The organism is Nocardioides silvaticus, assembly GCF_003160695.1.
In the GTDB taxonomy this organism is placed as follows: Bacteria; Actinomycetota; Actinomycetes; order Propionibacteriales; family Nocardioidaceae; genus Nocardioides; species Nocardioides silvaticus.
Genome location: NZ_QGDD01000004.1, coordinates 242,796 through 257,285 on the forward strand (window position 1 = coordinate 242,796; position 14,490 = coordinate 257,285).

Annotated in this window: 15 protein-coding genes and 1 pseudogene; 8 read left to right on the top strand and 8 right to left on the bottom strand. The window is 70.2% G+C overall.

Annotated elements, in window-relative coordinates; genetic code table 11:
* Nucleotides 1-535: 535 nt before the first annotated feature.
* A complete protein-coding gene (locus DJ010_RS11075) occupies nt 536-1,435 on the top strand; it encodes a TIGR01777 family oxidoreductase (RefSeq protein WP_109693727.1) in 900 nt (299 codons plus the stop codon).
* Here DJ010_RS11075 and DJ010_RS11080 read toward each other — a convergent pair.
* Nucleotides 1,381-1,983 carry a hypothetical protein gene (locus DJ010_RS11080; RefSeq protein ID WP_146207321.1) on the bottom strand — a complete coding sequence of 201 codons (603 nt, stop codon included), beginning with the start codon at nt 1,981-1,983 and terminating at the stop codon, nt 1,381-1,383. The two genes, DJ010_RS11075 and DJ010_RS11080, sit on opposite strands and share 55 nt — an antisense overlap.
* 70 nt (nt 1,984-2,053) lie before the next feature.
* Here DJ010_RS11080 and lipB point away from each other — a divergent pair, with 70 nt between their 5' ends.
* A complete protein-coding gene (lipB, locus tag DJ010_RS11085; protein ID WP_245927439.1) occupies nt 2,054-2,782 on the top strand; it encodes a lipoyl(octanoyl) transferase LipB in 729 nt (242 codons plus the stop codon).
* A 13-nt stretch (nt 2,783-2,795) separates the two neighbouring features.
* On the opposite strand, the gene DJ010_RS11090 is transcribed toward lipB, so the two are convergent.
* A complete protein-coding gene (locus tag DJ010_RS11090) occupies nt 2,796-3,365 on the bottom strand; it encodes a DinB family protein (protein ID WP_109693890.1) in 570 nt (189 codons plus the stop codon).
* A 73-nt stretch (nt 3,366-3,438) separates the two neighbouring features.
* Between DJ010_RS11090 and DJ010_RS11095 the strand changes: the two genes are divergently transcribed.
* From DJ010_RS11095 to DJ010_RS11110, 4 genes are read left to right on the top strand one after another with little or no spacing between them, the layout of a single operon-like run.
* Nucleotides 3,439-4,401, top strand: a complete 963-nt coding sequence (locus DJ010_RS11095; RefSeq protein ID WP_109693729.1) for an ABC transporter ATP-binding protein — start codon at nt 3,439-3,441, stop codon at nt 4,399-4,401.
* Entirely contained in the window at nt 4,398-5,402 is a 1,005-nt protein-coding gene (locus DJ010_RS11100; protein WP_109693730.1) for a hypothetical protein, read from the top strand. The genes DJ010_RS11095 and DJ010_RS11100 overlap by 4 nt, the downstream gene beginning before the upstream one ends.
* A 54-nt stretch (nt 5,403-5,456) precedes the next feature.
* A complete protein-coding gene (gene lipA / locus DJ010_RS11105; protein WP_109693731.1) occupies nt 5,457-6,413 on the top strand; it encodes a lipoyl synthase in 957 nt (318 codons plus the stop codon).
* Nucleotides 6,410-7,120 carry a DUF4191 domain-containing protein gene (locus DJ010_RS11110; protein ID WP_109693732.1) on the top strand — a complete coding sequence of 237 codons (711 nt, stop codon included), beginning with the start codon at nt 6,410-6,412 and terminating at the stop codon, nt 7,118-7,120. Before lipA ends, DJ010_RS11110 begins: the two co-directional genes overlap by 4 nt.
* A gap of 3 nt (nt 7,121-7,123) precedes the next feature.
* On the opposite strand, the gene DJ010_RS22430 is transcribed toward DJ010_RS11110, so the two are convergent.
* From DJ010_RS22430 to DJ010_RS11125, 3 genes are read right to left on the bottom strand one after another with little or no spacing between them, the layout of a single operon-like run.
* A complete protein-coding gene (locus DJ010_RS22430) occupies nt 7,124-8,524 on the bottom strand; it encodes a hypothetical protein (RefSeq protein ID WP_211318745.1) in 1,401 nt (466 codons plus the stop codon).
* Nucleotides 8,521-8,814 (bottom strand): hypothetical protein, encoded by a 294-nt coding sequence (locus DJ010_RS11120; protein ID WP_109693733.1) that lies wholly within the window; start codon nt 8,812-8,814, stop codon nt 8,521-8,523. The genes DJ010_RS22430 and DJ010_RS11120 overlap by 4 nt, the downstream gene beginning before the upstream one ends.
* 43 nt (nt 8,815-8,857) lie before the next feature.
* Entirely contained in the window at nt 8,858-9,298 is a 441-nt protein-coding gene (locus DJ010_RS11125) for an RDD family protein (protein ID WP_109693894.1), read from the bottom strand.
* 226 nt (nt 9,299-9,524) lie between these two features.
* Here DJ010_RS11125 and glnA point away from each other — a divergent pair, with 226 nt between their 5' ends.
* Nucleotides 9,525-10,943, top strand: coding sequence for a type I glutamate--ammonia ligase (glnA, locus tag DJ010_RS11130; RefSeq protein ID WP_109693734.1), 1,419 nt, complete (start codon nt 9,525-9,527; stop codon nt 10,941-10,943).
* 349 nt (nt 10,944-11,292) lie between these two features.
* Nucleotides 11,293-11,496 (top strand): annotated as a pseudogene (locus DJ010_RS11135) (nuclear transport factor 2 family protein); the annotation flags it as partial.
* A 38-nt stretch (nt 11,497-11,534) separates the two neighbouring features.
* Here DJ010_RS11135 and DJ010_RS11140 read toward each other — a convergent pair.
* From DJ010_RS11140 to DJ010_RS11150, 3 genes are read right to left on the bottom strand one after another with little or no spacing between them, the layout of a single operon-like run.
* Nucleotides 11,535-12,011, bottom strand: coding sequence for a MarR family winged helix-turn-helix transcriptional regulator (locus DJ010_RS11140; RefSeq protein ID WP_109693736.1), 477 nt, complete (start codon nt 12,009-12,011; stop codon nt 11,535-11,537).
* 45 nt (nt 12,012-12,056) lie between these two features.
* Entirely contained in the window at nt 12,057-13,235 is a 1,179-nt protein-coding gene (locus DJ010_RS11145; RefSeq protein WP_109693896.1) for a DUF3500 domain-containing protein, read from the bottom strand.
* Nucleotides 13,213-14,301: a zinc-dependent alcohol dehydrogenase gene (locus DJ010_RS11150; protein ID WP_109693737.1), complete on the bottom strand. Its 1,089-nt coding sequence runs from the start codon at nt 14,299-14,301 to the stop codon at nt 13,213-13,215. The genes DJ010_RS11145 and DJ010_RS11150 overlap by 23 nt, the downstream gene beginning before the upstream one ends.
* Between the last annotated feature and the right edge of the window lie 189 nt (nt 14,302-14,490).

Below are 14,490 nucleotides of genomic sequence, written 5' to 3' on the forward strand. Positions count from 1 at the left end.
CGAGCGCAGCGAGCGACGTATCGAGACGCCGCAAGCCGCGACCCGGTCGTCGAGTAGGAGCGAGCGCAGCCGCGACCCGGTCGTCGAGTAGGAGCGAGCGCAGCCGCGACCCGGTCGTCGAGTAGGAGCGAGCGCAGCGAGCGACGTATCGAGACGCCGCAAGCAGAGCACGCACGGCCGCCACGCACCTCACCGCGTCTCGATACGGCCTCGCGCCAGAGCGCTCGGCCTACTCGACGACCAAGAGAAGCGCCAGAGCGCTCGGCCTACTCGACGACCAAGAGAAGCGCCAGAGCGCTCGGCCTACTCGACGACCGAGAGGAGCGCCAGCGCGCTCGTCCTACCCCAACTGACGGCGACCCGGTCGTCGAGTAGGAGCGAGCGCAGCGAGCGACGTATCGAGACGCCGCAAGCAGAGCACCCACGGCCCCCACGCACCTCACCGCGTCTCGATACGGCCTCGCGCCAGAGCGCTCGGCCTACTCGACGACCGTCGACGACTGAGGGTCGACCACCGACCTGACACTCTGGAGTCATGCCAGCACTGTCGATCGTCATGGCGGGCAGCTCCGGTTTTCTGGGGACCCATCTGCGCAATGAGCTCGAGGGGCGGGGGCACAGCGTGACGGCGCTCGTCCGCCGTCCGACGACCGAGGACGACGAGTCTCGATGGGACCCCGCCCACGGGAAGGTCGACCAGGGCGTGATCGACGGAGCCGACGTCGTCATCAACCTCGCGGGAGCGCCGACCATCGGCAACCCGCACTCCAAGAAGTGGTCGACGGCGTTGCGGGAGTCCCGGGTCGACACGACGAGGACGCTGGCGGAGGCGATCGCGAAGGCCCCCACCCCGCCGTACTTCGTCGCCGGCAACGCCGTCGCGTGGTACGGCGACCACGGGGCGGTCGAGCTCACCGAGTCGGCCGACAGCCGGGGGCACACGCTGATGACGACGGTGTGCCGGGACTGGCAGGCGGCGGCCCAGCCCGCGCTCGATGCCGGCGGTCGGGTGGTCTTTCTGCGGACGGCGCCGGTCATGGACAAGGCAGGGGCGCCGCTCAAGCAGCTGAAGCTGCTGTTCCAGGCCGGGCTCGGGGGAAAGCTGGGCAACGGTCGGCAGCACATGCCGATGATCTCGTTGCGCGACTGGGTCGGCGCCGCGGCGTACCTCACCGAGCACCCGACCGCCTCCGGGCCGGTCAACATGACCTGCGTCGAGACGCCGACGAACGCCGAGTTCACGCAGGCGCTGGCGAAGGCGGTCCGCCGGCCGGCAATCGCGCCGGTGCCGGGCCCGCTGCTCAAGGTCGCGGCGGGGCGGGTGGCCCCCGAGGTGCTGGGCTCGGTGAACACCCGGCCGCAGGCCCTGCTGGACCTCGGCTACGAGTTCTCCGACCCCCACGTGACGGCGGTCGTGGCCAGCGGTCTGGCGTAGGCCGCCGCCATCCGCCAGGAGCCGTCGTCGAGCCGGAAGACGAGGCGACGCGTCGTCAGGCCGTCCCGGGGCAGCACCCGCCCGTGGCCACCGCCGACCGGCACCGCGATGGCGTCGGCGAGCCGATCGGTCACGTCGAGCACGATCCGGCGGTCCGTCCGCACCCGCAGCTCGACCGAGAGCACCTGCATCGTCAGCCGCCGCACCCGCAGTCCGCGCTCGACCCAACGACGGAGCATCGCGACGTCGTGCGCCCCTACCCGCGCGCCGGGCTGGTAGATCCGACGCAGCGCCCGCACGTCACCCGAGGACCACGCCGCGGACCGCGCCCGGTCCCAGTCGCGCAGCACGCTCACCGCCGACGCCGCCTCGGTGATCGTCATCGTCGACGGCCGCGGCACGGCGGGCGAGGGTGCCGGGCTGCTGCGGTGCTCCTCCCCCGGTTCCGACCGCAGCAGCCCGGCGATGACCAACGCGACCGCCGCCACGACGATCACCGCGGCTACGGCGATCGTCGTGCGCGCCATGGGGTCGCCTGCGTCGGTCATGGCTCAGTCCTACCGCTCCTGGGCCGGCAGCGCATCCAGTGATCCACAGGCCGCCGAGTACCCTCGTGACGTGACCGATCTGCAGTTCGAGGAGGCCGGACTCGGCCCCGACGCGATCGACTACCTCGACGCCTGGGAGCTGCAGCGGCGGGTGCACGCAGAAGTCTCCGCCGGCGAGCGCCCGGACACCGTGCTCCTGCTCGAGCACCCACCCGTCTTCACCGCCGGCGGGCGCACCGAACCGCGCGAGCGGCCGGTCGACCCGGGCGGCGCAGCCATCGTCGACGTCGACCGCGGCGGCAAGATCACCTTCCACGGTCCCGGCCAGCTGGTCGGCTACCCGATCGTCCGGCTCCCCGACCTGAGGGTCGTCGACTACGTCCGCCGGCTGGAGGAGGCGCTGATCGCGGTCTGCGCCGACCTCGGCGTGGCGACGAGCCGGGTGCCGGGGCGCAGCGGCGTCTGGGTCGCCGCCGACGGCCGGGGACCCCAGCGCAAGGTCGCCGCCATCGGCATCCGCGTCAGCCGCGGCGTCACGCTGCACGGGTTCGCGATCAACTGCGACGTCGACCTCGGCTGGTACGACCGCTTCATCCCCTGCGGCATCGACGACGCCGGCGTCACCTCCCTCAGCCAGGAGCTGGGCCGCGACGTCACCGTCCAAGAGGTGCTGCCCTCGGTACGACGCCACCTGGCCGACCTCCTCGCCTGGCAGCCGTACGACGCCACGCCGCCCTACGAGCCGCGCCCCGAGCCCGGTCGCACGCCGCGGGTCCCGGTGCTCACTCCCGGCGCCTGACCGACCACGCAGCTCAGAACTGCTCGGCGAGCGCGGTCAGCCTCTCGACGTACGCCCGGAAGTCGATCTCGGGCAGGTTGTGGCCCGGTGCCATGAACCCGACCGACTCGTCGATGCCTTCGCGCAGGATGTCGGCGTGGCCGGCGTGCCGGGCCAGGTCCTGGATGACGTGGACCAGGACCTGGCCCAGGGTCACTGCCGCGTCGTCACCCCACCACGGCACCTCCCCCGGCGCATCGACCGGCAGGGCACCGATGGTCTCGTCGCAGAACGCCTGTATCCGCAGGTAGAGGTCGACGATCCCGTCCTTCGTCTCGTCCGCCGTGGCGTACCAGTCGGCCTGGGGGTCCGCGTCCCACTGCTCGTCGGTCACGAGACCGGTGGTGTCGTCGAGCGCGCGCCCGAAGGTGGGCCCGAAGTATCCGTACTCGACGTTCGTGCAGTGCTTGACGATTCCGAGCAGGTTGGTGCCGGTCGGCGTGCGCGGCATCCGCAGCTCCCGCTCCGGCAGGTCGTCGAGCTTCGTGAGGAGCACCTTCCGCTGCCCCGCCAGGTAGTGCTGCAGCGCTTCCTTCATCTCCATCACCACAGTTGACCACCTCCCACCCCCGGCGTGTCCCGAGGCACACCCGCGAGGTTCGTGGTCGGATCGTGCGGTGAGCGACCTGGTCATCGAGACGACGGGCCTGCGCAAGGAGTTCAGCAGCGTGCGCGGCGAGAAGCGGGTCGCCGTCAGCGACCTCGACCTGGCGGTGCCCGCCGGCGGTGTGCACGGCTTCCTCGGGCCGAACGGGTCGGGCAAGACGACGACCATCCGGATGCTGTTGGGACTGGCCCGGCCGACCCGCGGCACCATGCGGCTCTTCGGCCAGCCGGTGCCCGAGCAGCTGCCGCACGTGATCGGCCGCGTCGGAGCGGTCGTGGAGTCCCCCAAGTTCTCCCCCAACTTCAGCGGCCGCCGCAACCTCCAGCTGCTCGCCGGCGCGATCGGCGCACCGAGCTCCGTCGTCGACTCGGCGATCGAGACCGTCAAGCTGGGCGGACGGGAGAAGGACCGCTACAAGGGCTACTCCCTCGGCATGAAGCAGCGGCTCGCGATCGCCGCCACCTTGCTGAAGACGCCGGACCTGCTCATCCTCGACGAGCCGACCAACGGACTCGACCCGTCCGGCATCCGCGAGATCCGCGAGACCATCCGCGACCTCGGCGAGTCCGGGGTGACTGTGCTGCTGAGCTCGCACATCCTGGCCGAGGTCCAGCAGGTCTGCACGTCGGCGACGATCATCGGCAACGGACGGCTCCTGGCTTCCGGTCGCGTCGACGACCTCCTCGGAGCCGGTACGGCGTACCGCGTCGTGGTGCCGGACCCCGCAGCGGCCGCGGACGTGCTGGCCCGCGCCGAGCTGGAGGTGACACCCCACGAGGGCACGCTCCACGTCGAAGCGGAACGACCCGAGGAGATCACCCGCGCACTCGGCGAGGCCGGGATCTGGCTGACCGAGCTCACGCCGCTGCGTGCCGACCTGGAGTCCTACTTCCTCCGGCTGACCGAGGGCGAGCAGCTCGGCCAGGGCGGTCAGGGCGGCCACGACGGCCACGACAACGGAGCGATCGCATGAACCGCCTGCTGCGGGTCGAGCTGACCCGGGTCCTGTGCCGGCGGGCCGTGCTCGTGCTCCTCGCGGCCGCAATCGTGGTCCCGGCGGTCATCGGCGTCGCCCGGGTGCTCAACACCCGCGAGCCCAGCGCCGAGGAGGTCGCCAGGGCGGAGCAGCTCATCGCGGAGGAGCGGGACACCCGCTGGGCCAAGCGCGAGCTCGCGAGCTGCCAGAAGGACCCGGCGGAGTACTTCGGCGGCGACGTGCCGGAGGGCGACCTGGAGCAGGCCTGCCTGGAGTGGATCGGCCTCAGCCTCGACAACTACCTCTACGTCGACCGGCTGGAGCTCGCCGAGGAGCGCGACGAGGGCGCGGGCTTCGCCGTCGTCGTCGTGCTGGCGATCCTGATGATGCTCGCCGGCACCACGTTCGCCGGCCATGACTGGGCCAGTGGGTCGGTGAGCAACCAGCTCCTCTTCGAGCCACGTCGACCGCTCGTGTGGACCGCCAAGGGCGTGGTCGTCACCGCGGTCGCGGGCGTGTTCTCGGCCGCGGTGCTGACGGTCTACTGGCTGCTGCTCTACGCGGTCGTGACGGCGCGGGACGCCGGGCTCGGCGACGGGGTGCTGCTCGACTGCCTGCAGAGCGGCTGGCGCGGCGCCGGGGTCGCGGCCGCGGCGGCGCTGGCCGGCTACTCGCTCACCATGCTGTTCCGCAGCACGGTGGCCGCGCTCGGCGTGCTCCTGGCCGCGAGCGTCGCCGGCGGCATCGTGCTGGCCGTGCTCGGCGTCGACCCCGTCTGGAACCCCGGACTCAACATCGGTGCCGTGATCCGCGACGGGATGCCGTACTGGACGGAGGGTCCCTGCCCGAACCTCGACGACGGCGTCACCTACGGCGGCGACGTCTGCGAGGTCGAGAAGACGCTGTCGCTGGGGCGCGCGGTCCTGTTCCTGGGCACGATGCTGGTGGTCTTCATCGCTGCCTCGCTGGCCTCGTTCCGGCGCCGCGACGTGCCCTGACCGGCGGCGTTCTCGAGGACGGGAAAACTGGAGGTCGCGGGTAGGCTGGCGGACGTGTCAGCCCCCCTCCCCGAAGGCCGCAAGCTGCTCCGTCTGGAGGTCCGCAACGCCGAGACCCCGATCGAGCGCAAACCGTCCTGGATCAAGACCAAGGCGAAGATGGGCCCGGAGTACACCGCGCTGCAGAGCCTGGTGAAGTCCGAAGGTCTGCACACGGTGTGTCAGGAAGCCGGCTGTCCCAACATCTTCGAGTGCTGGGAGGACCGGGAGGCCACCTTCCTCATCGGTGGTGACCAGTGCACCCGGCGTTGTGACTTCTGCCAGATCGACACCGGCAAGCCGCAGCCGCTGGACCGCGACGAGCCGCGCCGGGTGGCGGAGTCGGTGCGCTCGATGGAGCTGCGCTATGCCACCATCACCGGCGTCGCCCGTGACGACCTCGCCGACGGCGGCGCGTGGCTGTACGCCGAGACCGTGCGCGCCATCCACGAGCTCAACCCCGGCACCGGGGTGGAGAACCTGATCCCGGACTTCAACGGTCGTCCCGAGCTGCTGGCCGAGGTGTTCGAGTCGCGCCCGGAGGTGCTGGCCCACAACGTGGAGACGGTGCCGCGGATCTTCAAGCGGATCCGCCCGGCGTTCCGCTACGAGCGGTCCCTGGACGTGCTGACCCAGGCTCGCGCGTTCGGGCTGGTGACCAAGTCCAACCTGATCCTCGGCATGGGCGAGACCCGTGAGGAGGTCAGCCAGGCGATGCGCGACCTCCACGAGGCGGGCACCGAGCTGCTGACCATCACCCAGTACCTGCGCCCCTCGGTGCGCCACCACCCCGTGGAGCGGTGGGTCAAGCCGGAGGAGTTCGTCGAGCTCCAGGCCGAGGCGACCGAGATCGGGTTCGCCGGAGTCCTCTCCGGGCCGCTGGTGCGTTCGTCGTACCGCGCCGGACGGCTGTACCGTCAGGCCGTCGAATCCCGTGAGTCGCAGAAAGAGATGCAGGGCACCAACGCATGAGTGACACGCAGCTGGACCCGTCGACGATGAGCCGCCGCCGGCAGATCATCGAGACGTTCAAGATGACCAAGCAGGTCGACCGGGCCGCGCCCTGGTGGATGCTCGGCGCGTTCCTGCTGTTCGGCGGGATCGGCTTCGGCATCTTCTGGCTGCTTCCCGGCAGCGGCACGATCAGCCTGGTCTTCTCGATCATCGGCGGCCTGCTGCTCGGCTTCCTCGGCATGATGATCGTCTTCAGCCGCCGCGCCCAGCGGGCGGCGTACGCCCGGCTCGAGGGCCAGGTCGGCGCCGGTGCCCGCGCCCTGAGCATGCTGCGCCGCGGCTGGCGGGTCGAGGAGGTCGTCGGCTTCACCAAGCAGCAGGACATGGTCCACCGCGTGGTCGGCCCCCCGGGCATCGTGCTCGTCGGTGAGGGCAACCAGCACCGGCTGCGGCAGCTGATGGCCAGCGAGCGCAAGAAGCACGAGCGCGTCGCCGCCGACTTCCCGGTGCACGAGGTCTACGTCGGCAGTGACGAGGGCCAGGTCCCGCTGCCCAAGCTCGTGCGCCACGTGCAGAAGCTCGGTCGTCAGGTGAAGCCCGCCGACCAGACCGACCTGCTCCAGCGGCTCAAGGCGCTCGACGCGCAGCGCCCGAAGGTGCCGCTCCCCCGCGGCCCGGTGCCGACCAGCATGAAGGGCATGCGCGGCAACCTGCGCGGTCGCTGACCCTCACCGGTAGCCCCCGTCGCCGAGGCCGGCTTCCTCCTCGGTCTCGTTGCCGCCGGTGAGCTGCTCCCAGCCGTACGACGCGAGGAACCCGCCGTACCCCTCGTCGGCCCACTGGTGGGAGTGCCGCTCCTCGTGGTGGAGCAGGCGATCGAGGTCGAGGCTGCCGGTCCGGTAGCCGCCGTTGCCGTCGTCGTAGACCGACGTGCCGGACTGGATCGCCGTCCGCATCGCCGCGATCGGGTCACCGTCGTCGATGTTCAGCATGAAGATGTCGCCGTACGTCGTGCCGCCCTGCTGGCTGTAGAGCCCTTGGAGCCAGTTGCCGCCGGCGCCCATCAGGATCCCGTTGGGCGTCGCGACCAGGCGACCGCCGTTGCCGTGCACGAAGTCGACGTCGTCGTCGTAGCTCCAGTTGTTGGCCTCCTGACGGGCCTTGATGTACTTCACGTAGGCCGCGCTGTAGGGCTCGATCGGGAAGTCGTGGTCGGTGCCCTCGCCGTAGTCGGTGCCGGCGTTGAGGATGAACGTCATCAGCACGACCTCGCGGGCGCGGTCGCCGCCGATGTCGGAGGGCAGGACGAAGAACGACTTGCCCTGGGGATCGGTGATCTTCTCCAGCCCGTCGAGCACCGAGAACGACGCAGGCGTGAGGTTGTTGTCGCGAGCGATCTGCACCAGCACGCCCGGGTCGACGCCCTGCCGCTCGGCGTTGGCGAGCCACTCGGCGTAGTAGCCGTCGGGCGAGGCGCCGGAGAGCAGGCCGGCCTGGCGGAGCTGGAACTCGTAGCGGCCGCCGGTGAGGTCGAGCCCGTGCGACGCCCGCTCGAACGCGACCTCGCCGAGCGACATGCTCGTGGGCGGGTTCGCCCCGACGAACCGGGTCAGCACGGTCGCGAGGGTCGCGAGCGGACCCTTGCTCCGCTCGGTGAGCGTGTCGAGCACTGTCGTCCGCTCGCCGTCGAGCGCGGTGGCCGTGGAGCTGAACGTGGCCTGGGTGCTCATCCGCCACTCCTCGCGCAGGAAGCGGTTCTTCGCCCAGTCCGGCGGGTGCTGGTTGTCGTGGAGGAGCTGGTCGACGGCCTCGTCATAGCGCCTGCGGATGCCGTCGATGTCGGCGCGGGCGTCCTCGACGTGGCCGACGTAGCTGACGACCGCGGCGGCTGCATCCGCGAGCGCGGAGCTGTCGCCCTGCATCAGGCTCGACAGGTTCTTCACGTCGGCGACGGCCTCGGTCGCAGTGTCCGAGCGCCACGACTTCGTGAGCTTCAGCTCGCCGTCGTCGACCTCCGCGTGGGTGTCGAGGAGCAGCTGGCCGAGGTTGCCGAGGGTGCGGGCCTGCTGCCGGAGCACGTCGGGCTCCTCGACCGGGTAGGGATAGCGGAGGTCCGCCGCCTCGCTCACAGCCGGTACTCCACGTCGATCTCGTTGGTCACCTGGATGGTGTCCCCGACCAGCGTGCTCAGTGCGAACAGCTCGGCCGAGAAGACCCGGAGCCGGCCGCCGAGCGCGACCAGCACGTCGTCGGCTGCGGACTGGACCGGTGCTGTCGCCGCGCCCATGGGTCCCTGCATGCCGGTGACGCCCGCCTCGGCGCCGTCTGCTGCGGCGTGCTCGAGGTCGGTGCCCTTCGTCGCGAACCTGCTCGCCGCGCTGCCCGAGCCCTCGTAGTCGAGATAGAAGTCAGTGGCCACCCGTCGCCTCCTCGCAGAGGAGACTGACCGGAGTGGATCCTCGCTAAACGCCGGTGGTGGTGAGCTTGCGGTAGACCGGCATGGTCACGGTCGCGGTCCCGGCCAGCAGGTCGTGCAGGCCACGACCGTCGGAGCGGAAGACCAGCGGGGGGATGACCAGCGCGATCGCGACCTGGCGGCCCAGCAGCGGCAGCGGGTTGGCGAGCCGGCCGCGACCGGCAGCGGGTACGACGCGCAGCCCGGTCGCGATCTTGCCGAACGAGCCGCCGAGCAGCCAGGTGAACAGCGTCGCCTCGACCACGAACACGACCAGCGTGTAGAGCTGCGCGGGCGACCCGGGTTCGCCGTACTCCTCGAGGCCGACGAACAGGATCACGACCAGCGTCGAGGCGATCCAGTCGACGAAGATCGCGAGGGTGCGGCGCCCCCACGAGGCGGTGGGGAACGGGACGGTGGAGGCGGTCCGGGGCGGCTGATCAGGCATCGCGAACACCCTAGTGACCTGCGGTTTCACCCTCGGGGTCAGCCCTCCGAAACCTGTTACATCCCGGAAACAATTCGGTCATGGCCGCGCAACGGCCTCTCCGTAGGTTGCTGGACAGGCGGATCGCTGCGCAGTGTGGCGTAGGTACGATGCCGCGGTCACCCTCGATTCCGGGGACCCGGATCAATGACTGGTGGCTGACCTCGTGTCAGCCGAGGAGGAACGAATGTTCAGCAACAGCGAAGAGCTGCTCAAGTTCATCGCGGACGAGGGCGTCGAGATGGTCGACGTCCGCTTTTGCGACCTGCCCGGAGTCATGCAGCACTTCACGGTGCCGGTGTCGTCGTTCGACCAGTCGGTCTTCGAGGACGGCCTCGGCTTCGACGGCTCCTCGATCCGTGGCTTCCAGGCCATCAACGAGTCGGACATGTCGCTCTTCCCGGACCCGACGACGGCGTACGTCGACCCGTTCCGTCGCTCCAAGACGCTGAACCTCAACTTCTTCATCCACGACCCGATCACCGGTGAGCCGTACTCCCGCGACCCGCGCAACATCGCGAAGAAGGCGCTGGCCTACCTCAACACCACCGGCGTCGCGGACACCGCGTACTTCGCCCCGGAGGCGGAGTTCTACATCTTCGACAAGGTCCGCTACTCCACCGGCCCCAACGAGGGCTTCTACCACATCGACTCCGTCGAGGGCTGGTGGAACTCGGGCGCCGAGGGCGACAACCTGGGCTACAAGACCCGCTTCAAGGGCGGCTACTTCCCCGTGGCGCCGTACGACCACTACGGCGACCTGCGCGACGACATGGTCAACAACCTCGAGCGGGTCGGTCTCCAGGTCGAGCGCGGCCACCACGAGGTGGGCACCGCCGGCCAGGCCGAGATCAACTACAGGTTCGACACGCTGCTCAGGGCCGCGGACGACGTGATGAAGTTCAAGTACATCATCAAGAACACCGCGTGGGAGCAGAACAAGTCGGTCACCTTCATGCCGAAGCCGATCTTCGGTGACAACGGCTCGGGCATGCACGTGCACCAGTCGCTGTGGAAGGACGGCGAGCCGCTGTTCTACGACGAGACCGGCTACGGCGGCCTCTCCGACATGGCCCGCTGGTACATCGGCGGCATCCTCAAGCACGCCCCGGCGCTGCTGGCGTTCACCAACCCGACGGTGAACTCCTACCACCGCCTCGTGCCGGGCTTCGAGGCCCCGATCTCGCTGGTCTACTCCTCGCGGAACCGCTCCGCCTCGGTCCGGATCCCGATCACCGGCACCAACCCCAAGGCCAAGCGCATCGAGACCCGCTTCCCCGACCCGTCGGCGAACCCCTACCTGGCGTTCTCCGCGCTGATGCTCGCCGGCCTCGACGGCATCCAGAACAAGATCGAGCCGGCCGCCCCGATCGACAAGGACATCTACGAGCTCCCGCCGGACGAGATGGCCGAGATCGACCAGGTCCCGACCTCGCTCGGCGCCGTCCTCGACGCCCTCGAGGCCGACCACGAGTTCCTCACGGTCGGCAACGTCTTCACGCCCGACCTGATCGACACCTGGATCACCTACAAGCGCGAGCACGAGATCGCTCCCGTGCAGCTGCGCCCGCACCCGCACGAGTTCGAGCTCTACTACGACATATAGTCACTTGTGCACGTAGAGCTCGAACTGAGCATCAGCGAGGGTCCCGCTAAGGCGGGGCCCTCGCTGCGTCTGGGCGCGAGCGCGCAGCCCGGAAAGTAGCGACAGCCACATTGAACAATGCTAGTTGTGTATATATGGTTGTTGGTATGACTTCACCGGCTTCGGCAGTTCGCGCCCTCTACGCTGCTATTGAAAGAGGCCAGCATGGAGATGCGCTGGCCCAGTTCCTGTCTCCGGACGAGGTGACGATCGAGCGGCCCAATCTGTTAGTACCAGGCGGGCGCGTCAGCGACCGAACGGCGATGCTTGCAGCCAGCTCGGCCGGGGCCAGTCTGCTGGGAGTCAGCGCTACGACATCCATTCAATCCACGAGCTCGGCGACCTCGTGGCCGTACGGCTCACGTGGACTGGGACGGTCGCGCAGGACGCTGGCCCGTTCGGCGCCGGCCAAGAGCTGACCGCGCACATCGCGCAGTTCGTCCGGGTCGATGGTGGGCTCATCACTGAGATCGAGACCTACGACTGCTACGAGCCGTTCCAGGTCGAGAAGTGATCGGGGAGCGTGGTCGGACGCGCTCCTTCACCTGAAGGCTACGACGCCGGCCGCACCGATCGGGTTCGCACCGACTCCGCTCCACCGACGAGGTCGAGCAGCGCTGTCAGAGCGCGGCGAGCTGCAGCGAGGTCGCGCGCGTTGATCGTCTTCGCGAGCTCACCCTGCAGCTCGTCGCGCACGCGCCGCGCCACCGCGACGGCGTCGGTCCCCTTGGCCGTGAGGACCAGCCGAGTGACGCGACCATCCGCGGCGTCGGCGTACCGGTCGACATACCCGAGGTCCTCCAGCTCGCGCGCCGCCTTCGACGCGGCCTGCTGGGTGACGCCGAGCGATGCCGCCAGCTCCCCCACCGTCGGCTGCCCGTCGATCAACCGCTGGAACACGTAGCCGTGCGAGATCCGCAGACCGGGATGCCCGGCGTCCCGGATTCGACGGAGGAGCACCTCGTTCACGGCGCTACCGGCGATGAACGCCAGCGTCGCCAGGTCCAGCTGAGGATCTTGCTCGGCCATGCCTCCATCGTGGATTGGACAACCCGCGTTGTCCAACCAGACACGCTAGAACGTCGGTCCCGCCGCGTCCCGGTGGTGACGGGCGCGGTGCCGGGCCAGGACGTCGGCTCCGAAGTCGTTCGCCGGGTCGCGGACCACCGAGTGCGCGTGGTTCGCCCCCCGCTGAGTGTTGTCGTACTCGATCAGCAGCCGCGGACCGGTCACCCGGTAGTAGAGCGGCTCTCCGGCCTCGGCGCTCCCCGCCCAGCCGAGCCGCAGGCCGTCGATCCCTGCCGCCATCCGGTACTCCGCTCGGCGACGCTCGGCGATGGGCGCCGGTGCGCGGCCGAGGTAGTCGTCGACCAGCGAGACCAGCAGGTCCCGCTGGTCGGGCGTCATGTCGGTGGCCCGGAGCCCGGCGCCGGAGTCGAGGGCGACTCGGGCGTGATCGGTCGCGTCGTACCCGCTCTGGGTCTCGGCGACCTCGTCGATGCGGTCGACCAGCCGTCGCAGCCGTGGCTGGGAGAGACTGCCCCGGAACAGGACCTGCATGTGCATCATCTGGTCGCCGTCGGCCACCCGCGGCCGGTTGCCCGAGACGATGTCCGAGACCGCACGCGGGTGCAGCAGGGTCTGCTCGCGTTGGTCGGGGGCGAGGGAGTGCATGAGCTCGCGCGCGAGGTCCTCGCTCGCACCGAGCGGACGCAGGGTCCCCGAGAGCATCGGGGAAGAGGCGGGATCGGCGCCGATGAAGGACGGCGTGGCGGCGACGACCCGTCCGTCATGGAGGAGCAGGTTGACCGACACATGGTGGCCGCCGAACCGCCACCCCCAGAACCCGTCGCCGGGTCGTCCGAAGATCCTCAGCCAATACAGTCCCGGGTCGCGGCCGCGCTCCCGACCCCAGTCGACTCCCCACCCCTCGAGCTCGTCGAGCACGTTCTCCAGGCCGAGCACCACGCAGACCGCGACGTAGGCCTCGCGGGTGAGTCCCGCGGCGAGGAGCTGCATGGTCAGGCTCTGCTGCCGCGGCGTCATCGCGCTCAGCTCCACTCCGCCGTGGTCAGTCGGCGTGTAGAACCACCGCTTCCGTTCCGCCTCGGTGTCCTCGCTCGCGAACGGCCGAAGCCATACCCGGCGCCGCAGCAGCGGATCGAACGACGCGATCAGCTCCTCGGCGAGCGCCACCATCCGCGCGACCAGCGCGCGCTCGGCGTCACCCTCAGCCGCCTGCGAGACCGTCATCGGCACGGACCTCCAGCATCACCTTGAGGGCGTCGTCACGGCGGCCGACGTAGATCTCGAACGCATCGGCGATCGAGGTGAGCGGGACCCGGTGGGTGACCAAGGCCTCAAGATCGAGACGGCCGCGCGCCGCGAGCGCGACGGCTCGCTGCAGCGACCCGGTCCCCTCCCCGCGCACCGACAGCAGCGAGATCCCGTTGACGACCGCGTGGTTCAGGTCCGTGGTGACCGGCCGGTCGAAGAACCCGATCAGCACGACCCGGCCGCCGCGCCGCGCGTAGCGCAGCGCGTCGTCGACCCCGCCGCCAGACCCCGAGCACTCCAGGACGACGTCTGCCGAGCCCAGGAGCGCCTCGGCCTCACCGCCCCCGCCGCCAGGAGCGAGGGTGACGTCGGCGCCGAACGCGCGCCCGTGGGCGAGCCGGGACTCACGGGTGCCGACCAGCGCGATGTGGGCGGCACCCAGCTCGCGCGCCACCTGAACCGCGAGCAGGCCGATCGGGCCGGGGCCGATTACGACCACGCGGGCGCCCGTCACCAGCTCGCCGAGAACGTCGAACGCGTGCATGACCGTGCCGACCGTGCTGAGCACGACCCCCGACTCGAACCCGACGCCGTCCGGCAGCCGGTGGAGCGTCGAGACGTGGTTGCGGACGTACTCCGCGAAGCCGCCGTTGACGGTCATCCCTTGGGCCCGATGCCCCTTCGCGTGGACTCCGTAGTTGAGGCAGTCGGTGTAGTGCCCGCCCAGGCACGCGCGGCAGCGCATGCACCCGCGGTGAGCCTCGCTCACGACGCGGTCGCCGACCCGGAGCTCGTCCACCGACTCACCCACGCCGACCACCGTGCCGGCGTACTCGTGCCCGGGGACGAACGTCCCGGGTTCCGGTCCCCCGCCCTTGAAGAACGTGCGGTCGAGGATCTTGACGTCTGTGCCGCACAGCGACGCTCGGTGCACCCGGACCAGCACGTCCTCCGGCCCGGGGTCGGGCATTGGGAGGTCCACGACCTCGATGCGGCCGGGGTCACCCAGGACGGCAGCCTTCATCGACGCCGGGATCTGCACTACTCGTCACCTCGTTCACTCGTTCTCCGGGCTCTGCGCTCGAAGCGTGGTAGACCGGGACGGCCACTGTCCAAGACGGCTCAACTACCTGCGCGATAGGCCGCTGCTATGACGCCGACCGCCATAGCCGACGCCTATCCGGGACGCAGTCGTTCGGTCTTGGACCCGGACGCCGTGGCCGCGGTTGGG